A 23000-nucleotide genomic window follows, 5' to 3' on the forward strand; every position below is an offset into this window, starting at 1 on the left:
GCACGTAGGCTGGAGGCATGCGTAAAGAAACCCTGTGGGAGGCGCAAGTACGCGCCAATCCCGGCCATTCCCAGTGGTACATCGACCGCTTCGCCGCACTGCGCGCCGAGGGTGCCGACCTGCACGGGGAGGCCCGGCTGATCGATGCGATGGTCCCCCGCGGCGCTTCCATCCTGGATGCCGGCTGCGGCCCGGGCCGCGTCGGCGGGGAACTCGCCGCCCGCGGGCACCGGGTCACCGGCGTGGACGTCGACCCGGTCCTGGTCAACCAGGCCCGCACCGACTTCCCGAACGCACGCTGGGAGGTCGGGGACCTGAGCGAGTTGGACCTGCCCGACGAGCGCGATCCCGGCTTCGAGCTGATCGTCTGCGCCGGCAACGTGCTCACTTTCCTGGCCGAGGGCACTTCCGGCACGGTATTGGAGCGCTTCGCCGCGCACCTGGCCCCCACCGGACGCCTGGTTACCGCCTTTGGCACGTCGCGCGGATATGCCCCGGAAACCTTCCTTGCCGATGCGCGGGCGGCGAACCTGGTCGTCGATTCGCTGCATTCGACCTGGGATCTACGGCCCTACAAGGAAGACTCGGACTTCCTGGTGGCCATCCTCGCTCCCTCCGGCATCGTAGGCTGAGTCCCATGCCAGAAACCTTCAGCTCGGCGGCTGCCGAGGAACTCATCGTCGTGGACCGCAACGGGTTCGTCGAGTCGCGCCATTCGGGCTCCGCCGTCGTGGTGAACGCCGCCGGGGAAACCGTCATCGTCCTGGGCGACGGACTCACCCCGATCTTCCCGCGCTCCTCGCTCAAGCCCTTCCAGGCCATCGCCTCGATGCAGCTCGGCGTGCCACTGCGCGGCGCCGAGGTGGCGCTGGCCTGCGCCAGCCACGTCGGCAGCGGTGAACACATGGATCTCGCCGCAACGATCCTGCACAAGGCGGGGCTCTCCCAGGACGACCTCCGCTGCCCCGCCGCCTGGCCCCGCGACGAGGCCACCCGCAACGAGCTGGTCCGCTCCGGGGCCCCCGCCTCGAAGCTCGCCTTCAACTGCTCCGGCAAGCACGCCGCCTTCCTGTGGGCCTGCACCGAGAACGGCTGGGATACCGCAAGCTACCTCGATCCATCCCACCCCGTGCAGCAGCGGGTGGTGGAGGTCATCGAAGAATACTCCGGCGAGGAGCTCGCGTTCCTGGCAGTCGACGGCTGCGGCGCACCCGCCCCCGCATTGTCACTGGCCGGGTTGGCCCGGGCGTTCTCGAAGCTCGCCCTGGCACCCGGGAACAAGGGTGCCGACGCGCGCGCGGCCACCGTCGCCACAGCCATGCTCGACTACCCCTGGGCCGTCCACGGCCACGGGCAGGAGAACACGGTGGTCATGGAGGATCTGGGCGTGCTGGCCAAACTCGGCGCCGAGGGCGTCATCGGCATGGCCGCCCCGGACGGAACCGCTGTGGCCGTGAAGATGCTCGATGGCAACACCCGCGGAACCACGCTGCTGGGCCTGACCCTGCTGGCGCAGACCGGCGCCATCCCCGTCGAGGCCCTGGCTTCCGTGCTGGCTAAGGTGCTGCCCCCGGTCATGGGCGGGTCGGTCAAGGTCGGGTCGGTGCGCCTCGCCGCACCGGTGCTGGCGCTGCTGGACCGCTAACCATGGGCATCAGGCGTCGCATCGACGCTGCGGACGGGGCGGCGGCCCTGGTGCGGTGGGCTCTCTGGGCGGATGCCGACCCGGTGCCGGAACCACTGCCGCGTCCGGTGCTCGCCATGGCGGTGCGCTTCACGCTGGAGGAACTGGCGGAGCGGGCCGAAGGCAATTCGGTGGAGGTGCGGGTTCCCCCGTTCGGTGTCACCCAATGCATCCCCGGGCCGCGGCATACCCGCGGCACCCCGCCCAACGTGGTGGAGCTCGCACCAGCCGTCTGGCTTGCGCTGGCCACCGGCCGCGCCGACTGGGCGGCAGAATCGGCAGCGGGAAGGGTTTCGGCCTCGGGGCTGCGCGCCGACCTGTCCGCGCTGCTGCCGCTCTTCGGTACCCTTTAACATATGGATTCCACCCCGAACACCCCAGCGTCCGCCGCCCAGCCGGGTCCCATCGAGGTCACGGTGCACGCTTCGCCGCGCTTCTGGCCATTCATCTGCACCGGGGCGGCGATCGGACTGATCCTGGCCATCATCTCCGCCTATGCCAGTGCCGAATCGGCGGATTTCACCCGCGGCACCATCGCGGCATTCCTCGGCACCGGGTTTGCTGCCGGAGGCGCATTTCTCGCCGGTATCGCGTATTTGATTGTGGATCGCGTCACACGTTCGCGCTCCCGCCGTGCCACAGCCCTGCCGTTGGGCGACTCCGAGGCCTAGATCGCCGGGTTTTTCGACCGCCGGGAGCAAAGAGCACCGCCGGGCCGTGAGATAATCAGTACATGGCACGTGGTGACGGAATGCTGACTCATGATCTTCTCCCCGACGAAAAGGGACCGCAGGACGAATGCGGTGTCTTCGGCGTGTGGGCGCCCGGCGAGGAGGTGGCGAAACTGACCTATTACGGCCTGTACGCCCTCCAGCACCGCGGACAGGAATCGGCGGGCATGGCGACCTCCGACGGGGTTCGCATCAATGTCTATAAGGACATGGGTCTGGTCTCACAGGTGTTCGACGAGAACACCCTCAACTCCATGAGCGGACACTTGGCCATCGGCCACTGCCGCTACTCGACCACCGGTGCCAGCCATTGGGCCAACGCCCAGCCGACCCTCGGCCCCACGGCCGAGGGCACTGTCGCCCTGGCCCACAACGGCAACCTGACCAACTCGGCGGACCTGCTGGAAATGGTCAAGGCCAAGCATGGCGACAAGGCACGCGGCGAAATGGCCCAGGGCAATACCACCGACACCGCCTTGGTGACGGCGCTGCTCGCCGGTTCCGACGGCCAGAGCCTCGAAGAGTCGGCCCTGGAACTGCTGCCCAAACTGCATGGTGCCTTCTGCTTCGTCTTCATGAACGAAAACACCCTCTACGCAGCCCGCGACACCTACGGCGTGCGCCCGCTGGTGCTCGGCCGCCTGGAACGCGGCTGGGTCGTCGCCTCCGAGCAGGCCGCCCTGGCCACCGTCGGTGCCAGCTTCATCCGCGAGATCGAGCCGGGCGAATTCATCGCCATCGACGAGGACGGCGTGCGTTCGCAGCGCTTCGGCGAGGCCACTCCAGCCGGCTGCGTCTTCGAGTACGTCTACCTGGCCCGCCCCGATGCCTCGATCAACGGCCGCTCGGTGTACGAATCCCGCGTCGAAATGGGCCGCCAGCTGGCCCGCGAGAACTCGGCCGACGCCGACATCGTGATCCCGGTCCCCGAATCCGGCACCCCGGCCGCCATCGGCTACGCCGAACAGTCCGGCATCCCGTTCGCGCACGGCTTCGTGAAGAACGCCTACGTGGGCCGCACCTTCATCCAGCCGTCCCAGACGCTGCGCCAGCTGGGCATCAAGCTCAAGCTCAACGCGTTGGAGCCGGTGATCAAGGGCAAGCGCGTCGTGGTGGTCGATGACTCGATCGTGCGCGGCAACACCCAGCGCGCCGTGGTGCGGATGCTGCGCGAGGCCGGCGCCGCCGAGGTCCACGTGAAGATCTCCTCCCCGCCGGTGAAATGGCCCTGCTTCTATGGCATCGACTTCGCCACCCGTGCCGAGCTGATCGCCAACGGTGCTGCCATCGACGAGATCGGCAAGTCCATCGGCGCCGATTCGCTGGCCTACATCTCCGAGGACGGCATGATCGGTGCCACCCTGCAGCCGCGCGAGCGCCTGTGTACCGCCTGCTTCACCGGCGACTACCCGATCGCGCTTCCCGGAGCCGACCGCCAGGGCAAGAACCTGCTCGAGCGCCCGGCATCGACCGGTTGCGAGCCGGGCCCCGATGCCGAGCTCGAAGCAACACTTTCAGCCGCCGACAAGACCCCCAGTAACTAGTTAAGGACGTTCCCAGAGATGACTGCGCCCACCCCTGAGACCCCCGCCGGGATCACCTATGCCTCAGCAGGCGTCGATGTCGAGGCCGGTGACCGCGCCGTAGAGCTGATGAAGGCGTCGATCAAGGCCACCCACAACGACTCGGTGCTGGGCGGAGTCGGCGGCTTCGCCGGCCTGTTCGACGCCTCGGCGCTGCTGGGCTACACCAAGCCGCTGCTGGCCACCTCCACCGACGGCGTCGGCACCAAGGTCGCCATCGCCCAGGCCATGGACATCCACCACACCATCGGCCACGACCTGGTCGGCATGGTCGTCGATGACATCGTCGTGGTCGGGGCCAAGCCGCTGTTCATGACCGATTACATCGCCTGCGGCAAGGTCGTCCCGGAGCGTATCGCGGACATCGTCCGCGGCATCGCCGAGGGCTGCCAGATCGCCGGCACCGCGCTGGTCGGCGGCGAAACCGCCGAGCATCCGGGCCTGTTGGGCGAGCACGAGTACGATGTCGCCGGCGCTGCCACCGGCGTCGTGGAGGCGGACCGCCTGCTCGGCCCGGAGCGCGTGCGCTCCGGCGACGTGATCATCGGCATGGCTGCCTCGGGGATCCACTCCAACGGCTACTCGCTGGTTCGCTCGGTCATCAACCACGCTGGTTGGGCCCTGGACCGCGAGGTTTCCGAGTTCGGCCGCACCCTCGGCGAGGAACTGCTCGAGCCGACCCGCATCTACACGGCCGACTGCCTGGACCTGATCGATACGCTGAACACCGGTTCGGCCATGCCCGTGCACGGTTTCTCGCACGTCACCGGCGGCGGCCTCGCCGCCAACCTGGCCCGCGTGCTCCCGCAGGGCCTGATGGCCACGGTGGACCGCTCCACCTGGGAACTGCCGGCCATCTTCAAGCTGGTCTCCGAGCTCGGCTCGGTGCCGCAGCCGGACCTCGAGCGCACGCTGAACCTCGGCGTGGGCATGGTCGCCATCGTCGATGCTGCCTCGGCCGACGCCGCAATCTCCCGCCTGAATGCCCGCGGCCTGGTCTCCTGGGCCATGGGCACCGTCGGTTCGATCACCGATGCGGCTGCAGCCTCCGGCCTGGACTTCGTCCAGGGCGCCAAGGGCGTCGACGGCGGCGCCGTGCTGATGCAGGGCAACTTCGCCCGCTAGCAGCCACGCGCTGAGCGGCTGAGGGGCGGCACCACCGGGTGCCGCCCCTCAGGCGTTTAACCAGTCAAACGGGCTCCGCCAGTGCTATGGCGGCCGATGCCCGATCCGGCCCGACGGGGCATCGAGCGACTGAAGCGCCTGCACGATGTTGGTGCGCCACCTGAAATCGGCCTTGGCGTCACCCCGGGTGGGTCCTCCGTTGATCAACCCCACGCCTTTTCCCGCGGCCCTGGCGTCGAGCAGCAGCTTGTAGCCGCTCATCACGGCCAGCGAGGAACCAATCACCAGCAGCGCGCTGGAACGCGCCTCGAGCTCGCGGATCAGTGCCTTGCGTTCGGGTGGCACGTTCTCACCGAAGTAGACGACGTTGGGTTTGAGCGCTTCGGAGCCGCAGGCCGCGCAGCCCACCATCATGAATTCGTCGACGTGCGCCTGGTCCTGGCTCACGTCCCCGTCCGGGTTCACCAGCGACGGGTCAAGGTCGATGCGTTCGAGGTACCCGGGATTTGCCCTATGCAGGCGCAGGTCAAGGGACCGCCGCTCCTCCATCGCCCCACAGTCCAGGCAGCGGATGTGTTCCATGTCGCCATGCAGGGCGATCACCGTGTGCGAGCCCGCGGCCACATGCAGCCCGTCGACGTTTTGCGTCACAATGCCGCTGATTTTCCCCGATGTTTCCCAGTGTGCCAGATGGTGATGGATCGGGTTCGGCACGGCCTGATCCATGTGCCGCCAGCCCACGAAGCTGCGGGCCCAGTAGCGGTGCCGGGCCGCCGGTTCATGCAGGAATTCCTGGTAAGTCATGGGCCGGTGACGGCGAAGGGAGCCGCGGGGTCCGCGGTAGTCGGGGATCCCGGAGTCGGTGGATACCCCAGCGCCGGTGAGCACCAGCACCGAACCGCGTTCCAGCATCTTCCGGATGCCGCGGCTGGCCACGAGCGGGTCCTGCAGCGGGGCGGTCTCCCCCACCACGCGTTCGATGGACCGCAGGGCCGCCCGGTGTGCCATCTCTACGCCGAGTTTCCCCTCGTGAAGCATGCTCATCCACTTCCTGGGAGTACGCCAAATGCCACCATCACCCGCACCGGTCGGTGCGGGTGATGGTGGTTGGTCATAAACACAACTACGAGAACCGGACCCGGCGACGGGCCGTGTGGTTCATATCAGGGAGTCGGCGCATCAGCCGATGCGCCGTTGGTCGTCCTCGTCATCGTCGTCGCCGTACGTATCGTCATAACCCGAATAGTCCGGTTCGACGGGTACATCGACATGATGCGGAGTGGCGGCACGACCATGCGTACCACCGAGCTCGCGTTCCAAGGCGGACAAATCAGTGGCCGGGGAGAAATACTTAATATCCCTGGCCTGTCGTGTCGCTTTTGCCTTCTGACGGCCGCGCCCCATGGCGTGACCCCCTTTTTTCAGTAGATCCGGAGGTGGTCCCCCACGTAGGAGGAGGCCCCGGAATATGTGACTAATTCTTTCGTATTCCTAGGTTAACATGTTTCGGCCGCGGGTGTCCCCTCGGCCATGCGTTTATGCCGCTAGAGTAGAAAATAATTCGCACCGGAGACGGCGTCAAAGAGGAGGTTGATCATGCTGGCTAACGATCGCCCCGAGCCCTCGCCCTACCAGCCGCCGCTGTCGGCCACCGCGCCGACCCGACGCCCGTTCGGAGTGTTCAGGTTCTGGCGAATCCTCGGCATCCTCTGCGTGGCGGCGCTGGTCTTCTACGGCGCAGGTAAGCTGATCGGCACCCGGCAATCCACAGTGGTCCCCGAAACAGCCGTCCCCCGCGATGCCAACCCCGGCTTGGACGGTGTCATCGCGTCCGATATGCCGGCGGCCCAGTTCAGGGTCGGAGATTGCCTACAGGGCTTCACCGACCCGCTGCAACCAGCGACGGTCGTCACCTGTGAGAACGCCCACAACGCCCAGTACATCGGATCGTTCCTTGCCGAGGGGGATGCATTTCCGGGTTCCTCGGAACTGCTCAGCCTCTCCGAGAAGGGCTGCAAGGCCATTCGGCTGGATCCGGGAAGCGCCTTGGACTCGAGCTGGCTCTACCGGTTCAGCCACCCCTCAAAGGCCACCTGGGCCGAGGGCGACCGGGCGGTTGACTGCTTCCTCAGCCTGACCGACGGAACGGTCCGCAGCTCATTGCTTCCGCAGACGCCGGTCAGCATGCACAGCTAACCCGGCCGGCCCCTTTCGGGCCGGCCGGGTACGCCGGTCATTCGGTTAGCTGGTGCTGGCGGATTCCACCGTGAGAGCATCCCCCGCCTCATTGACCCCGACGTGGACGGTGTCCCCGTCTTGGATCGTCCCGGTCAGCAGGGCCCGTGCCAGCCGGTCACCGATTTCGCGCTGAACCAGCCGGCGCAGCGGCCGGGCGCCGTAGGCCGGGTCGAAGCCGGTGAAGGCCAGCCAGTCCCGGGCCGCGTCATCGACCTCGAGGCGCAACCGCTTACCGGCGAGGCGTGCGGCCATTGAGTCGACCTGAAGCGAGACGATCCGGCCCAGGTCCTCCAGCGACAGCGGGTCGAACATGATCACGTCGTCGAGCCGATTCAGGAACTCCGGCTTGAACGAGGAGTTCACGACGGCCATGACGGCGTCCTTCTTTTCTCCCGCTTCCATCGTTTGATCCACCATGAACTGTGAACCGAGGTTCGAGGTCAGCACCATGATGACGTTGCGGAAGTCGACGGTCCGCCCCTGGCCGTCGGTCAACCGACCATCGTCCAGTACCTGGAGCAGGATGTCGAAGACCTCCGGGTGGGCTTTTTCAACCTCGTCCAACAGCACCACGGAGTACGGGCGGCGGCGTACGGCCTCGGTCAGCTGCCCACCTTCCTCGTAGCCGATGTATCCCGGAGGGGCGCCGACCAGACGGGCGACCGACTGCTTTTCCGAGTACTCGCTCATGTCGATGCGGACCATGGCACGCTCGTCGTCGAACAGGAACCCGGCCAGGGCCTTGGCCAACTCGGTCTTACCCACGCCGGTCGGTCCCAGGAACAGGAACGAGCCGGTGGGACGATCAGGATCGGAGATCCCGGTCCTGGCACGACGGACGGCGTCGGAGACCGAGGCAACCGCGGCCTTCTGTCCGATCAGCCGTTCGCCGAGGTGCTCCTCCATGGTCAGCAGCTTCTGGCTTTCACCCTGGAGCATGCGCCCGGCGGGAATGCCGGTCCAGGCGGAGATGACCTCGGCAATATCGTCGGCGGTGACGTCTTCGGCAACCATCAAATCCCGTTCACCGGCCTGCTCCTCCGCCGCCTGAGCCGCCTGGAGCTCCTCCTGCAGCGTCGGGATTTCGCCATAGAGCAGGCGCGAGGCATTTTCCAGGTCGCCCTCGCGTTGGAACTTGTCGGCCTGCGACCGGAGCTCGTCAAGCCTGACCTTCAGGTCGCCCACGCGGTTCAGCCCGGCTTTTTCGGCTTCCCAGCGGGCATTGAGCGCAGCCAGTTCTTCCTTCTTGTCCGCGGCGTCGGCACGCAGGGCTTCGAGCCGTTCGATCGACGCGGCATCCGTCTCGCCTTCCAGCGCCAGCTCCTCCATGGTCAGCCGGTCCACCGCACGGCGTAGCTGGTCGATTTCCTCGGGTGCAGAGTCGATTTCCATGCGCAGTCGCGAGGCGGCCTCGTCGACCAGGTCGATGGCCTTGTCCGGCAGCTGGCGTCCGGTGATGTAGCGCTTGGACAGCGTGGCCGCAGCGACCAGCGCAGAGTCCGCAATGGCCACCTTATGGTGTGCCTCGTAGCGTTCCTTGAGCCCGCGCAGGATGCCGATGGTGTCCTCGACGCTTGGCTCGCCCACGTAGACCTGCTGGAAGCGGCGTTCCAGGGCCGGGTCCTTTTCGACGTTCTCACGGTATTCGTCAAGCGTGGTGGCGCCGATCAGACGCAGTTCGCCGCGGGCCAGCATGGGTTTGAGCATGTTCCCGGCGTCCATGGCGCCCTCCGACGCACCGGCGCCGACCACCGTATGGATTTCGTCGATAAACGTGACGACCTGTCCGTCCGAAGCCTTGATCTCCTCGAGCACCGCCTTGAAGCGCTCTTCGAATTCACCGCGGTATTTGGCCCCAGCGACCATCGCTGCCAGGTCCAGGGAGATCAGTGTCTTTCCGCGCAGGGATTCGGGGACGTCGCCAGCGACCATGCGCTGGGCCAGGCCCTCGACCACTGCCGTCTTACCAACGCCGGGTTCGCCGATGAGCACCGGGTTGTTCTTGGTGCGGCGGGAGAGGACTTGGACGACGCGCCGGATTTCGGAGTCTCTTCCGATGACCGGATCGAGTTTTCCGGTCCGGGCGATCGCCGTCATGTCGGTGCCGTACTTTTCCAGGGCCTGGAAGGTGTTTTCGGGGTCCGGGCTGTTCACCCGGTGGTCCCCGCGGATTCCGGGCAACGCCGTGTCCAGTACCGCACGCCCGGCGCCGGCGCCGCGCAGGATGTTGCCGGCTTCACCGGTATCCTCGCTAAGCCCCAGAGTCAGGTGCTCGGTCGAGACATAGGTGTCCCCCATGTCCTGCGCCGCCGACTGGGCGGTGGAGATGGCCTGCAGGATGCCACGGGAGTACTGCACCTGCGAAACGGTGGATCCGCTGGCCGAGGGAAGTGCCTTGATGGCGGCGCTCACCTGCGCAGAGAGGGAATCGGGATCGATCCCGACCGCCTTGAGCAGGGCGACCGCCACCGATTCGCGCTGGTCCAGCAATGCCTTAAGCAAGTGGACTGTTTCCACCTGCGGGTTCCCTGCCGTCGAAGCATTCATTCCGGATGCCGAGAGCGCTTCCTGACTCTTGGTCGTAAATTTAGTATCCACGTAGTTCCCTCCTGACCTTGATAAATGACTCAAACATGAGTCTATTACGCTCAACTTGCTTATATTGCAGTTTATTCCATCGCCGAGGCGTTCCGTGCTGGCCCGACCTAGCCGCTACCCCGCCGCCGCCGCCTCGATCACCGCAATGTCCAGTTTCCGCATCGCCATGAATGCCTCCACGACCCGGTTGACCACCTCGGGATCGGAATCGGAGAGCAATTCGCCGAGCCGGACCGGGACCACCTGCCAAGAAACCCCGAAGCGGTCCTTGAGCCAGCCGCACTGGCCCTCTTCTCCGCCATCGGTCAGCCCAGACCAATAGTGGTCGACCTCCGACTGGTCCTCGCACAAGACCTGGAACGAGGCGGCCTCGCTGAACGAGTACTGGGGGCCGCCATTCAGCGCGATGAACCTGCGTCCCTTGAGCACGAATTCGACGATGGCAGGCTCTCGCTCCAAGGCCGCCGGGGCCTCGAGCGAGACGTCACCCAGCAGCCCGGATTCGGGGAAGATCCCCGTATAGAAGATGGCGGCCTGGCGGCCCTGCCCGTCGAACCACAAGCAGTTGACGATGTCCCGCATTGCATTTCCTTCCGTGGGAGCTCCGCGACGTGGACGCAGTCCCACGATATGCGCGCCGCGGCAACCGGACAAGGCCATGAGAACGGTTCAGAAGCGTTTCGGGTATCCGGAGGAGACCGGTACGATGACCTTGCCCAGCGGGGCCAGCGAAACGGGAATCATCTTGAGGTTTGCGATACCCAGGGGGATGCCGACAATGCTCAGGAACATGGGAATGGCAGTCAATGCATGTCCGATGGCAATCCAGATCCCAGCAACCAGAATCCAGATGACATTCCCGATAGTAGATAAAGCTCCTACTTTGTCATGACGGTCCACGATGGTGCGCCCGAAGGGCCATAGGGCGTAAAGCGCGATCCTGAAGGAAGCGATGCCGAACGGGATCGTCACAATCAGCAGGCAACAGACGATGCCCGCCAGTAGATATCCCAGCGCCAACCAGATACCGCCAAAAACCAACCAAATGACATTGAGGAGTGTCGACACCGTGTTTTTCATGTCACAAGCATCCCCCGCCCTCCTGGGGAAAGCCATCGGGGATCACTCTGGTTTCCCGGGGGAAAAGCGGAATAACGTTTGCTAACGATTCCGCTCTACCGCCCCGGATGGTCATTTGCCCCCCGTGGATGAGGGCATGCTTAAGGGATGCGATTGTCCTCTGGTCGGCTTTTCCCTGTCCTTTTAGTTTCCGCCCTCGGCCTCACCCTGCTTGCGGGATGCGCCCAGGTCCCCGCCACAGCACAGTTGCCCGACCCGGCAGTCACCGCCCCCGCCTCCATCGCAGACCAGGTCCTTACCACCGAGGGGCTCCCGGTATCTCTGGTTCCTGGACTGGAAACGGTGATCCGCTCCAAGGAAGACCAGCACTTGTTCTTCAGCTGGTTTTCGCTTCCCGGCGAATCAGCCCTGGGCGCGACCCAGGAGGCCTTGGTTGGCAAGATCGTCGATCCGTTCATTGCCGCGGAGGCGCCGGTTCCCGCAGGTGCCGCACCAGAGCTGAACGTGCGGCCGGCACTCACTGCAGTTTCGGAAAGGATGCTGGGAACCCGCATCAGTTCCTACGTGTTCACGGGATCCTCCGGTGGTACCAGCTACCACACGCAATGGTTCGATCTGGAGCAGGGCACGGCACTGGAAAGCCGCGGCTTGTTCACGGGGCCCGCCGAATGGGCGACCTTCAAGTCGCTGGTCAGCGAGTTGCTGGCGCAGAACCCGTGGGCGTTGGCCGACGGCTTGGACACGCTGGACGATGTCCTGCTGGACTCGCTGAACTTCGATTCCGCAGGCAACATGCTGGTCGAATTCGACGAATCAAGCGTCGCCCCCGCCCCCGCGGGAACCATAGTCATCAAGGTGCCTTCCGGCACTGTGCTGCCGATGCTCTCGGAGGACGGCCTGGCCGCCCGCTCCGCCGGCATGAACCCGGTGGGGATCCCCTCCCCGACCTCGCACCTCCCCGAATTGCCCCCGGGCTCGGCACCTGGAACTCCGCCGGTCGAAGCCCGCTCCGTCCAGAAGGCCAACTGCACCAAGGTCAAGTGCGTCGCGCTGACCTTCGACGACGGTCCGGGCCCCAAGACAACCAAGGTGCTTGATGCGCTGAAGGCAGCCGATGCGCGGGCGACGTTCTTCGTCGTCGGCCCCAACGCGGTCGCCCGCCCCCGGGTGCTCAAGCGCATGGCGGCCGAGGGCCACGAGATCGGCAACCACACGTGGAACCACCGGCTGCTGACGTCGCTGGACGAAAAAGCGATCCAGAACGAACTGGACAGCACCGACACCGCCATTTCCAAGGCCGTCGGACGGGGTCCCACCGTCACCCGGCCGCCCTACGGGGCGAAGAACCCCACCACCAACCGACTGACCCGCACCCCGGTCGTGTTGTGGAACGTGGACACCCTTGACTGGAAGCACCGCAGCACCTCCAAGACGGTGGCCTCCGCGCTCAATGACACCCGGCCCGGATCCATCGTGCTGATGCACGACATCCACCCCAGCACCGTGGCAGCCGTCCCGGCGATCTTGGCCGGACTCAAGAAAAAGGGATACCATTTCGTCACGGTTTCGGAGCTGCTGGAATCAAATCACCCCAAGGCCGGGGTCGCCTATAGCAACGGCCCAGCGCCGAAACAGAAGAAACCAACGAAAAACAAGGGCTAACGTTTAATCATGAGCAATCCTGAAGAGCACAAGGCCCCGGTCAGCGGGCGGGCCGCCGAAGACCTATCGTTCTACCGCGAGGAACCGGTTTCCTTCGTCAGGCGCGGAACCCGGCTGCACGGCCGCAGGGCCGAGGCCTGGGACCGGCTGGCCGACGAACTGATCATCGACGTCCCACGCGATCGTGCCGATACGTCGGTGGCCGAGCACGCCACCTTCGACATCGAGCAAATCTACGGCCGCAACGCACCGCTGATCGTCGAGATCGGCTCGGGGCTGGGCGAGGCGATGGCACACGCCGCCGCCGAGCACCCCGAAAAGAACTTCCTGGCCGTCGAGGTCTACCGCCCGGGACTGGCGGCACTGATCGCTCGCGCCGAGGAGCGTGGATTAGGCAACGTCCGCGCCGTACAGGCCAACGCCCCAGAGGTGCTGGACGTCATGTTGGAACCCGGTTCGGTCAACGAGCTATGGATCTTCTTCTCCGATCCGTGGCACAAGACCCGCCACCACAAACGGCGCCTGATCAAGCCCTCGTTCATCGATAAGGCGGCACGCGTGCTGGCCCCCGGCGGAACGCTCCGGCTGGCTACCGACTGGTCCAACTACGCCGAGCAGATGCGCGAGGTGCTCGACGCCTCGACGGACTTCGATTCGTTGCACGCCGGCGAACGCTCCGGCGAGGACAGCGCCCTGACCCGCGTCCGCCGTTTCGGGCTGGAGGGTCACGATCCGGAGCCGGAGTTCACCGACGAGCTCGGAGGTTGGGCCCCTCGCTTCGAGGGCCGCACCTTGACCAACTTCGAAGGCAAGGCCGGCAAGGCAGGACGGCTGATTTTCGACCTGGCCTACCGCCGCCGCTAGGCCAGAGGCTGCAATCCGCTGGCGATCAGTGCCAGATTGCGCAGGCAGAGAGTGTCCCCGTCACGGTACCCGTGGCGGGGATTCCTGCTATCGGGCAGATATTGGGAGGTGTTGTGCCCGGAGACGGCCAGCAGGCCGAGCCCGGGCCGAGCTCCGATGGCGAACCTCCTCCCGGCGAGCCTGCGCCCCGAAAGCAGCCGGCCCCAGAACGAAGTCAGGTCCCGTGGTGCGACGGCGTCGAATTGCGGTATCCGAGGCGGCAGGGAACGCGGGCTGCCCGCCGAGCCGGTGGTGGCCAGCACGTCGACCACCACCACACCGTGCAAGTGCTCCAGCGCCAGGGCGGCAACCGTGGCCCCGTAGGAGTGGGCTTCGATGGCCAGATGGGCGCGGCACGGACGCAGCCTGTTGAACATGGCCAGGTCCTCCGCGAGCCGCATGGCGCCCTGTCGGGCCGCCGCGTTGGATAGCGCGGGGACCAGGCCCGGCGCCCGGTACCCGAGCCAGCTGATGACGCATGGTCCTTCAATACCCACTGCCTGCTGGGCCAGGTAGAGGCCTCCGGCCTCACGCACGCTGCCCCAGAGCGCCTTGGAGGCACGGATCCCGGACCCGGACACCTGGAAGGTCACGTGAGTTGCCGTATCCGGATCGCCCACCGCCACGGCCGCCAGCGGTTCGGATGCGTCCAGGTCCAGGTACAACAGCCGCCGCGGAGGGATGGCGGAGTTCATCGAATCCCCGCGCAGCGCATGGGCCATGCCATCGAGCGCCGAACGCGCCGACGGCGCCAGGTGCGCGCGGCGCACCTTGTCCCGCTCGAACTGCGCGGTCGCATGCAGCGTCAGTTCGGCGTAGGACGCCGGGAAGCGCATCGGGGCTACCGCTGCGGGGACCAGACCACGATGGCCTGGCTGCGCCCGCGGGGCCGCTGTCCGCGGGCCAGGGAGACCACGTCTCCCGCCGCGCCGGCAGCGAAGACGCGTCCGGCCTCCAGCGCCTGCCGATAGGCCCGCGCGTCGGAGAGCTCCTCGTTCAGCTCCCTGACGTGGGAACGCAACGCGGCGACCTGATGTTCGAGGGCCATGATCCGCTTAATGCCCTCGAGGGAGACTCCCTCCTTGGACAGGAGCTGGATCTCACGCAGCAGATCAACGTCGTGCAGGCTGTACCGTCGCTGCTTGCCGCCCTGCCGGGAGGGCATGACGAGACCCATTCGATCGTATTGGCGCAGCGTCTGCGGGTGCATGTCGGCCAGCTGCGCGGCCACGGAAATCACGAAGACCGGGATGAAGCGATCGTTGTCCATACCTTGGTTCTGGTTCCTTCCGTTGCCGTCCGAGGCTAGCGCCCGCCGTTGATCCCCGGGTTGGCTAAAGCGCTGCCTTGGCCTTGAGCTGCGCCCGTGGATTCGCGTCGGCGGTGGCCTCGGCAAACGCCTTTACCGCGGCCTCGGCCTCGGCCGAGAGGTTTTGCGGGACGACGACGTCGAGCACGACCAGCAGGTCGCCATCGCCCTTGGCGCTCTTGACCCCGCGGCCCTTCAGACGCAGGGTCCGTCCCGATGCCGAACCGGCGGGAACCTTCACTTTTACCGTATCGCCGGTGAGCGTGGGGACCTCGATCTGGCCGCCGAGGGCTGCCTCGGCGAAAGTCACCGGGACATGGATCCTGATGTCGTTTCCCTCGCGGGCGAAGAAGGAATGCGGCTTGACCGAGACCTTGACGATCAAATCGCCGTTGCCCGCCGACCCTGCCGAGCCCTTGCCGCGCACGCGGACGGACTGGCCGTCCTTGATGCCGGGCGGGATCCTCACGTCGATGACCTCGCCGCTGGGTTCGCGCAGGCCGATCGTGGTTCCCTTGATGGAACCGGCAAAGGAGATGGTCGTGGTCGCGTTGCGGTCGGCACCCTTGCGCGGGGCCTGCTGGAAGCCACCACCGCCACCGAACATATCGGCGAATTCCGGAGGTAGCCCGCCACCGCTGAACCCTCCGCCACCGCGGCGCTGTCCACCGCCACCGCCAAAGAGGTTGCTGAAGACGTCCTCGAAGCCGCCGCCGGCCCCGGGGTGTCCCTGGCCACCGGCGCTGAAGCGGGCGCCCGAGCCCATGGCACGGATCCCGTCGTACTGCTGGCGTTCCTCGGGGTCCGAGAGCACCGAGTGCGCCTCGGTGATGTCCTTGAACCGCTTCTCCGCCGCCGGATCACCGTCGTTGGTGTCCGGGTGGTACTTGCGCGCCATCTTGCGGTACGCCTTCTTGATGTCTGCGTCGCTGGCGTCCTTCGAGACGCCGAGAATCGCGTAAAAGTCCTTCTCGACCCAATCCTGACTGGCCATCAGGCGCCTCCTTCGGATGGTACTTCAACTTCATGTGGTCCCGGGGCGATTGCCCGCGCGGGGTAAAAACGGTGGAGCCGGGCCATCGTCCTCCAGCGGGGCACCGGTTTCCCGGTTCCCCGCTGGAGGACGGCGCCTGGCCGTGGATGATGCCTTATTCTCCGGTGGAGACGATCACCTGGGCGGCACGCATGACGCGCTCGCCCTTCTTGAAGCCGGTGCGGAGAACCATGGATACGTGATCCGCGGGGATCTCCGGGTTCGGCTGCTGCATCAGTGCCTCGTGGATGGTCGGGTCGAAGACGACGCCGGCCTCGGCAATGCGCTCCAGGCCAAGGCCCTCGAGCACAGCGTCGAGCTTGTTCGCGATCGAAGCGAACGGGCCATCGGTCAAATCACCGTGGGCACGTGCCGCGTCGATGTCGTCGAGCACCGTCAGCATGTTATTCAGCACCGACTGGACGGCAAGTTCGCGGACTGCCTCCCGGTCACGCTCGACGCGCTTGCGGTAGTTCACGTACTCGGCCTGCAAGCGCTGCAGGTCCTCACGGAGCTCCGCCTCACGGGCATTGGCCTCCGCGTCGGCGGAATCCTCCACCGTTGCGGCCTCGTTGAGGATGGCCTCGGCCTGCGAGAGCGCGTCCCCCGAATCGTGCGCCTCGTCCACCGGGGTCACTTCCTCGTGGTTCTGCTCTTCTTCATTACCGTTGTCAGCCATGGAAGTCGCGCCTACTTCTTTTCGTCTTCGTCGATGACCTCTGCGTCGACAATGTCCTCTTCGGGAGCCGTGGCGTCGGCTTCCGGAGCCTGGGCAGCCTCGGACTGGGACTGGGCGTACAGTGCCTCGCCCAGCTTCGACTGCGAGGCCTGGAGCTTGTCGAAGGCGGCCTTGATCGCCGCGTCGTTGTCCTGGACCTCAAGTGCCGCCTTGAGCTCGTCGACGTCGGCCTGGACCTCGGTCTTGACCTCTTCGGGCAGCTTGTCGGCGTTGTCCTTGATCAACTTGTCCACGGAGTACGCGGTCTGCTCGGCCGAGTTGCGGATTTCGGCTGCCTCGCGGCGTGTCTTGTCCTCCGCCGCGTGCTCTTCGGCTTCGCGGACCATGCGATCGATGTCTTCCTTGGACAGCGAGGAACCGCCGGTGATGGTCATCGACTGCTCGACGCCGGTGCCCTTGTCCTTGGCCGAAACGTGCACGATGCCGTTGGCGTCGATGTCGAAGGTGACCTCGACCTGCGGGATGCCGCGCGGAGCCGGCGCGATGCCGGTCAGCTCGAACGTGCCCAGCGGCTTGTTGTCGCGGGTGAACTCGCGCTCGCCCTGGAAGACCTGGATCGATACCGACGGCTGGTTGTCATCGGCCGTCGTGAAGGTCTCGGAACGCTTGGTCGGGATGGCCGTGTTGCGCTCGATCAGCTTGGTCATGACACCGCCCTTGGTTTCGATGCCCAGGGACAGCGGGGTGACGTCGATGAGCAGGACGTCCTTGCGCTCGCCCTTCAGCACGCCGGCCTGCAATGCGGCGCCAACGGCGACGACCTCATCCGGGTTGACGCCCTTGTTGGCTTCCTTGCCGGCCATTTCCTTGACCAGTTCGGCAACTGCCGGCATGCGGGTGGAGCCGCCGACGAGGATCACGTGGGCGATCTCGGAGACCTTCACGCCTGCTTCGGCGATGACGTCCTTGAACGGCTTCTTGGTGCGCGCGAGCAGGTCGGCCGTCAGTTCCTGGAACTTGGCGCGGGAGAGGTGCTCGTCCAGGTGGACCGGGCCGTCGGCGGTGACCGAAAGGTACTGCAGGGAGATGTTGGTCGAGGTGGCCGAGGAGAGTTCCTTCTTGGCCTGCTCCGCTGCTTCCTTCAGGCGCTGCAAGGCGATCTTGTCCTTGGACAGGTCGGCACCCTTGCTCTTGGCCTGGGCCAGCAGCCAGTCCACGACGCGCTGGTCCCAGTCGTCTCCGCCGAGGCGGTTGTCACCGGAGGTGGAGCGCACCTGAATCGTGGAGAAGCCGTCGTCGTCCTTGCCGACTTCGAGCAGGGAGACGTCAAAGGTTCCGCCGCCGAGGTCGAAGACCAGGATGAGCTCGTCTTCCTTGCCCTTGTCCAAGCCGTAGGCCAGGGCAGCGGCGGTCGGCTCGTTGACGATACGCAGCACGTTGAGGCCCGCGATCTCGCCGGCTTCCTTCGTGGCCTGGCGCTCGGCATCGTTGAAGTAGGCCGGGACGGTCACGACTGCGTCGGTGACCTTTTCACCCAGGTACGCCTCGGCGTCGGCCTTGAGCTTCATCAGGATACGGGCGGAGATTTCCTGCGCCGTGTAGTTCTTGTCATCGATGGCAACAGACCAGTCGGTACCCATGTGGCGCTTGACCGAGGCGATGGTGCGGTCAATGTTGTTGACGGCCTGGCGCTTGGCGATTTCGCCGACCAGGACCTCGCCGGACTTGGCGAACGCAACGATGGACGGCGTGGTGCGGCCACCCTCGGCGTTGGCGATGACTGTCGGCTCGCCGCCTTCCAGAACGGAAACGACGGAGTTGGTGGTTCCAAGGTCAATACCTACGGCACGGGACATAATGGTTCCTACTTTCTTTCCTGTGGAATTCTTCTTCAACGCCCGACCACCGGGTGATTGAGCGTTCTGGACTCAAGTTTACCGAACGTGGATTCCGTGTCAATTCAAAGTTGAGTGACATTGACTCAACTTTTGGAATTCCAGCATTGCTGACGTCCTCTCCCCGAGGATAAACCGCGGATTTCCGGGGAACAAGACTCACAGGAAACACACTGTTCGCTGATAGAGATCTGCCGCCGAACCTTTGCGGGACATGCGAAAGGTCCCGCCTTCCAATGGAGGGCGGGACCTTTCATGTCATTTCTGGGCCATCAGTGCGATGACCTGTGGATCAGTAGTTCTTCTGGTTCGACTGCGGTGCCGTGGCACGGCGCGGTCCGCGGCCGCGGGCACCGCGCGATGCGCCGGCCGCGGCTTCTGCCTTCGCCGATCCCAGTGCATCGGCAATGGTGTGGCCGCCGGTGCGCGGACGGCTGCTGGACGAGGTGCCCTGGCGCTGGTCTCCGCCACGGGAGTCAGCTCCGCGCTGGCCGCCGGAATTGCGTGCCGGGGCCGCACCGCGGCCGGAACCGTTGCCACGGCGGGCCACGTCGCGGTTTTCGCCACGGCTCTCTCCACGGTTGTCGTTGCGACGCTCGCCACGGTTGTCCCCGCGGCTGTCGTTGCGGCGCTCGCCACGGTTTTCCGTGCGGCCCTCGCCACGGCCGTCTTTGCGGCGCTCTCCACGCGGAGCGCCGGAGCGCTCGGAGCGGTTCTCGTCACGGCGCTCTCCACCACGTGCCGGCTCGGCACCTGCACGGGCTGCTCCGCGTCCGCCACGACGGCGGCCACGGCCACCGGCGGCATCGGAATCGCTCAGCGTCTTGGTGCGCACGGCACTCTGCGAGCGCTCCTGCGGGGCGACATAGGCAACCAATTCGGCGCGTTCGCCGACGACGTCGAGCACCTTGGCGCCGTTCGGGGAGACCTTTTCGAACGGGACCTTGATCCCGGCGGCCTTCATCATCGATTTGACATCGCTCTGCTGGTCGGGAGTGACCAGGGTGACGACGGTGCCGTCCGAACCGGCGCGGGCGGTACGGCCCGAGCGGTGCAGGTAGGCCTTGTGCTCTGCCGGCGGGTCGATGTGCACGACCAGCTCGACGCCGTCCACGTGCACGCCGCGTGCGGCGACGTCGGTGGCGACCAGCACCCGGGCCTCGCCCGAGGAGAAGGCGGCCAGGTTGCGGTCACGGGCGTTCTGGCTCAGGTTGCCGTGGAGGTCGACGGCCGGGATGCCCGACTTCGACAGCCAGACGGTCATCTTCTTGGCGTGGTGCTTGGTGCGCATGAACATGATCCGGCGACCGGAGCCCGAGGCGAGGGTGCGCACGAGATCCTTCTTGTCGTCGGCCGAGGTCAGGAACACGTGGTGCTCCATGGTGTTCACGGCTGCGGTGGGCGCATCGACCGAGTGGATGGTCGGGTTGGACAGGTAGCGCTGGACCAGCTTGTCCACGCCGTTGTCCAGCGTGGCGGAGAAGAGCAGGTGCTGGATGCCGCGCGGGGCCTGGTCCAGGATGCGCTTGACGACCGGAAGGAAGCCGAGGTCGGCCATGTGGTCGGCCTCGTCGAGCACGGAGACCTCGACGCGGGACAGGTCGACGATGCGCTGCTTGAGCAGGTCCTCGAGGCGGCCCGGGCAGGCGATGAGGATGTCAACGCCGGCGTTGAGGTCCTTTTCCTGGCGGACCTGGGAGACGCCGCCGAAGACAACGGAGGTGCGCAGGTTGGCCGCTTGGGCCAGTGGCTCGACGACCTTGGAGATCTGGGTAGCCAGTTCGCGGGTCGGGGCCATGATCAAGGCGCGCGGAGTGCGGGCCTTGCGGGACTTCGGGTCGGCGGCCAGGCGGGCCACGACGGGAAGCGAGAAGGCGATGGTCTTGCCCGAGCCGGTCTGGCCGCGGCCGAGGACGTCGCCGCCGGCCAGGGTCGAGGGAAGCGTGGCTTCCTGGATCGGGAACGCCGAGTCGATCCCCTGTGCGGAGAGGACGTCGGAAAGGAAAGAGGGCACACCAAGGGAGGTGAAGGAAAGGCTCACGGGCTGCTTTCGGTCAAGGCTGCGCACACCGGGTCCGGCGCGCGTTGTCGCCGAAGAAAAAGAGTGCCTGGGCCCGCTTGGGGCGCCGCCGTTCCACAACAAGGGTGGACGGCCTTCCACCGCTGTGCGGCGGGAAAGGAATCAGATCTGTCGACGCATAGGCCAGATGGCGGCGCTGATGACAGCGGGCCGAGTGAGCCTATAAATACCAATCCTAGCAGTCCCATGCCCTTCCCGCCGACGAGATCTGGCTTACTCCCGCTTCGACAGCCTGCTGGGCCACCAGACTTTTTGCCCAATGTCGTGCACCAATGCGGGCACCAGCAACGTGCGGACCACCAACGTATCCAGCAAGACGCCGAAGGCCACGATGAAGCCCAGTTGCACCAGGAACATGATCGGGATGACGCCCAATGCGGCGAAAGTAGCAGCAAGTACGACGCCGGCGGAGGTGATCACCCCGCCGGTGACCGAGAGCCCGCGCAGGACCCCGTTGCGGGTTCCATGCTTCAGTGATTCCTCGCGGACCCTCGTCATGAGGAAGATGTTGTAGTCCACGCCCAGTGCAACCAGGAAGACGAAGCCGAAGAGCGGAACCGAGGGATCTGCACCGGGGAATTTAAAGATCCCATTGAAGACCCACGCGGATATTCCCATCGCCGTCCCATAGGACAACAGCGTCGTCGCCACGAGCAGGACCGGAGCCAGTATCGAGCGTAAGAGCAACATCAGGATCACGAGGATGGCGGCCAGGATCAGCGGGATGATCTTGAGCAGGTCAGCCTCTGCCGTGGTGGCCGTGTCACTGAGCGTCGCAGTGGTTCCACCGACCAGGACCTCGGGGTCCGCTTCGTGCAACGTGTCGCGCAACTGCACCAGGGTGGCCTTCGCCGCGTTTGAATCCGCCGCGTCGTCCAGGGTGATGGTCAGCAGTGAGCGTCCGTCCACGACCTGGGCCTCACGGCCGGGCATTACCGGCCCTCCCCCGGAAGCCTGGATGTACACCGAGGCGACACCCGGAACATCCTTGGCGACAGTGAGCAGCGCGCTGGCGCGGTCGGCCGGAACCACCCCGTAGGCGGGACTTCCGGTGCCACCGGGGAAATGATCGCCCAGGGCCTGTTGCCCGTCCCGTGAATCGGTCTGGCCCAGGACCAGATCGCTTTGCGGGACACCGGTTGCCTTGAGCTGCGTGATGCCCAATGCGCCCGCGGCCAGAACGATGATCGTGAGGATCCAGATGGGTCGAGGATGGCGTCCGACGAAGCGGGCGATGCGTCCCCACAAGCCATCGGGAAGTTCTTCGGCTTCCAGTTCACGGGCCGGGCGCGGGTGGAAAGGCCAGTAGGCCGCCTTGCCCAGCAGCGCGAGCACCGCCGGCAGGAAAGTCAACGCCGAGAGCACGGAGAACAGTATGCCGAAGGCGCCAATGGGCCCCAGTGCCTTGTTGGAGTTCAGGTCCGAGAAAAGCAGGCACAGCAGGCCGACGGCAACGGTTCCGCCCGAAGCCAGGATCGGTTCAAACGATCTGCGCCAGGCCAGGACCGCGGCTTCCCAGCGCCCTGCCCCGGAGGCCACGGCTTCCTTGTGCCGGGCAACTAAAAGCAGCGAATAGTCGGTGGCAGCACCGATGACCAGGATGGAGAGGATGCCTTGGCTTTGCCCATCGAGCCTGATCAAACCCTCTTTGGCCATGAAGTAGACGGCTAGGATCGCCCCGCACAATGCCACCATGGCGGTCAGCAAGACGGTGATCGGCAGCAGCAGCGAGCGATAGACCAGCAAGAGGATCACCAATACGGCCGTCAGTGCCACGCCCAGGAGGACGCCATCGATGCCGGAGAATGCCTCGGACAGGTCGGCGGTGAATCCGGCCGGCCCCGTGACATAGGTACTTGTCCCCTCCGGTGCCAGCTTAACCAAGTCGGACCGCAGCTGGTCCACTGTGCCCTTGGTATCCCCGTCGGCCGACAGCGGCACCAGCAACTGGGCCGCGAGCCCGTCCTCGGAGAAGAAGGGGCCCGCAATTGCGCCATCCAAGTCCGGGAGCTTTGCCAGCGAATCGGCCACGGACTTGATCGCCTGCTGGTCGAGGGCGGATGATCCGACCACCACCACCACGGCGGGGATCGCATCGCCTTGCCTGAATTTCTCTTGCCAGGCAAGAGCCCGGGTGGCCTCGGCCGAGGCCGGTAGGAATGCCGCCTGGTCGTTGGTCTGCACGCTGCTGAGCTTGCCGAAGGTCGGCCCACCGACCCCGGCCACCCCAAGCCAAACCACTATCAGCGCTACCGACACTAAGGCGCGCCACACGGCAAATTTGGTGTGTTTCGAAGCGGAATGCCGCTGTCTTTCCATGTCCGGACCCATTTTCGTTAGCGCAGGCAATAATACTTTCCATCACAGAGTATTTCGACTATGGAAATACTTCAACACCGC

Annotated in this window: 21 protein-coding genes; 9 read left to right on the forward strand and 12 right to left on the reverse strand. The window is 65.8% G+C overall.

The genetic code is table 11. The features are described from left to right. Nucleotides 1–17 precede the first annotated feature (17 nt). From E9229_RS02230 to purM, 6 genes are all read left to right on the forward strand, one after another. Nucleotides 18–632 (forward strand): class I SAM-dependent methyltransferase, encoded by a 615-nt coding sequence (locus E9229_RS02230; protein ID WP_183509639.1) that lies wholly within the window; start codon nucleotides 18–20, stop codon nucleotides 630–632. A gap of 5 nt (nucleotides 633–637) precedes the next feature. Next, nucleotides 638–1645 (forward strand): asparaginase, encoded by a 1008-nt coding sequence (locus E9229_RS02235; protein WP_183509640.1) that lies wholly within the window; start codon nucleotides 638–640, stop codon nucleotides 1643–1645. Nucleotides 1646–1647: 2 nt separating this feature from the next. Next, entirely contained in the window at nucleotides 1648–2037 is a 390-nt protein-coding gene (locus tag E9229_RS02240; RefSeq protein WP_183509641.1) for a sterol carrier family protein, read from the forward strand. Between the two features lie 3 nt (nucleotides 2038–2040). Further along, entirely contained in the window at nucleotides 2041–2355 is a 315-nt protein-coding gene (locus E9229_RS02245) for a hypothetical protein (RefSeq protein ID WP_183509643.1), read from the forward strand. Nucleotides 2356–2417: 62 nt separating this feature from the next. Beyond that, nucleotides 2418–3959: an amidophosphoribosyltransferase gene (gene purF, locus E9229_RS02250; protein ID WP_183509644.1), complete on the forward strand. Its 1542-nt coding sequence runs from the start codon at nucleotides 2418–2420 to the stop codon at nucleotides 3957–3959. An 18-nt stretch (nucleotides 3960–3977) separates the two neighbouring features. Then, nucleotides 3978–5123: a phosphoribosylformylglycinamidine cyclo-ligase gene (gene purM / locus E9229_RS02255; protein WP_183509645.1), complete on the forward strand. Its 1146-nt coding sequence runs from the start codon at nucleotides 3978–3980 to the stop codon at nucleotides 5121–5123. Nucleotides 5124–5207: 84 nt separating this feature from the next. Here the strand turns inward: purM and E9229_RS02260 are convergent, their stop codons facing one another. Further along, a complete protein-coding gene (locus E9229_RS02260; protein WP_407671349.1) occupies nucleotides 5208–6161 on the reverse strand; it encodes a Sir2 family NAD-dependent protein deacetylase in 954 nt (317 codons plus the stop codon). Between the two features lie 141 nt (nucleotides 6162–6302). Then, a complete protein-coding gene (locus E9229_RS02265; protein WP_183509646.1) occupies nucleotides 6303–6527 on the reverse strand; it encodes a DUF3073 domain-containing protein in 225 nt (74 codons plus the stop codon). 192 nt (nucleotides 6528–6719) lie between these two features. Here E9229_RS02265 and E9229_RS02270 point away from each other — a divergent pair, with 192 nt between their 5' ends. After that, on the forward strand, nucleotides 6720–7319 hold the full coding sequence (locus tag E9229_RS02270) for a septum formation family protein (protein ID WP_183509648.1): 600 nt from the start codon (nucleotides 6720–6722) through the stop codon (nucleotides 7317–7319). A 45-nt stretch (nucleotides 7320–7364) separates the two neighbouring features. Here the strand turns inward: E9229_RS02270 and clpB are convergent, their stop codons facing one another. The 3 genes from clpB to E9229_RS02285 form a co-directional block, all read right to left on the reverse strand. Beyond that, nucleotides 7365–9959: an ATP-dependent chaperone ClpB gene (gene clpB / locus E9229_RS02275; RefSeq protein ID WP_183509649.1), complete on the reverse strand. Its 2595-nt coding sequence runs from the start codon at nucleotides 9957–9959 to the stop codon at nucleotides 7365–7367. Nucleotides 9960–10073: 114 nt separating this feature from the next. Beyond that, nucleotides 10074–10541, reverse strand: coding sequence for a VOC family protein (locus E9229_RS02280; protein ID WP_183509650.1), 468 nt, complete (start codon nucleotides 10539–10541; stop codon nucleotides 10074–10076). 87 nt (nucleotides 10542–10628) lie between these two features. Next, nucleotides 10629–11027: a YccF domain-containing protein gene (locus E9229_RS02285; RefSeq protein WP_183511818.1), complete on the reverse strand. Its 399-nt coding sequence runs from the start codon at nucleotides 11025–11027 to the stop codon at nucleotides 10629–10631. 159 nt (nucleotides 11028–11186) lie between these two features. On the opposite strand from E9229_RS02285, the gene E9229_RS02290 reads away from it, so the two are divergent. Together E9229_RS02290 and trmB are read left to right on the forward strand one after the other, a co-directional pair. Then, nucleotides 11187–12701 (forward strand): polysaccharide deacetylase family protein, encoded by a 1515-nt coding sequence (locus E9229_RS02290; protein ID WP_183509651.1) that lies wholly within the window; start codon nucleotides 11187–11189, stop codon nucleotides 12699–12701. Between the two features lie 9 nt (nucleotides 12702–12710). Continuing rightward, nucleotides 12711–13565, forward strand: a complete 855-nt coding sequence (trmB, locus tag E9229_RS02295) for a tRNA (guanosine(46)-N7)-methyltransferase TrmB (protein WP_183509652.1) — start codon at nucleotides 12711–12713, stop codon at nucleotides 13563–13565. Here the strand turns inward: trmB and E9229_RS02300 are convergent. The 7 genes from E9229_RS02300 to E9229_RS02330 all read right to left on the reverse strand — a co-directional run bounded on the left by E9229_RS02300 (nucleotide 13562) and on the right by E9229_RS02330 (nucleotide 22919). Continuing rightward, the gene (locus tag E9229_RS02300; RefSeq protein WP_183509653.1) at nucleotides 13562–14440 is read right to left on the reverse strand and encodes an alpha/beta hydrolase; all 879 of its coding nucleotides are present in this window, start codon (nucleotides 14438–14440) and stop codon (nucleotides 13562–13564) included. The two genes, trmB and E9229_RS02300, sit on opposite strands and share 4 nt — an antisense overlap. Nucleotides 14441–14445: 5 nt before the next feature. Next, nucleotides 14446–14874 (reverse strand): heat shock protein transcriptional repressor HspR, encoded by a 429-nt coding sequence (locus E9229_RS02305; RefSeq protein ID WP_183509654.1) that lies wholly within the window; start codon nucleotides 14872–14874, stop codon nucleotides 14446–14448. Nucleotides 14875–14938: 64 nt separating this feature from the next. After that, a complete protein-coding gene (locus tag E9229_RS02310) occupies nucleotides 14939–15907 on the reverse strand; it encodes a DnaJ C-terminal domain-containing protein (RefSeq protein WP_183509655.1) in 969 nt (322 codons plus the stop codon). A 154-nt stretch (nucleotides 15908–16061) separates the two neighbouring features. After that, the gene (locus E9229_RS02315; RefSeq protein WP_183509656.1) at nucleotides 16062–16625 is read right to left on the reverse strand and encodes a nucleotide exchange factor GrpE; all 564 of its coding nucleotides are present in this window, start codon (nucleotides 16623–16625) and stop codon (nucleotides 16062–16064) included. Between the two features lie 11 nt (nucleotides 16626–16636). Further along, nucleotides 16637–18481, reverse strand: a complete 1845-nt coding sequence (gene dnaK / locus E9229_RS02320) for a molecular chaperone DnaK (RefSeq protein WP_183509657.1) — start codon at nucleotides 18479–18481, stop codon at nucleotides 16637–16639. A 331-nt stretch (nucleotides 18482–18812) separates the two neighbouring features. Then, nucleotides 18813–20561, reverse strand: coding sequence for a DEAD/DEAH box helicase (locus E9229_RS02325; protein WP_183509659.1), 1749 nt, complete (start codon nucleotides 20559–20561; stop codon nucleotides 18813–18815). Nucleotides 20562–20813: 252 nt separating this feature from the next. Continuing rightward, complete coding sequence (locus E9229_RS02330) at nucleotides 20814–22919, reverse strand: MMPL family transporter (protein ID WP_183509660.1); 2106 nt, start codon at nucleotides 22917–22919, stop codon at nucleotides 20814–20816. Between the last annotated feature and the right edge of the window lie 81 nt (nucleotides 22920–23000).

The sequence above is a fragment of the Paeniglutamicibacter cryotolerans genome (assembly GCF_014190875.1).
Lineage (GTDB): Bacteria > Actinomycetota > Actinomycetes > Actinomycetales > Micrococcaceae > Paeniglutamicibacter > Paeniglutamicibacter cryotolerans.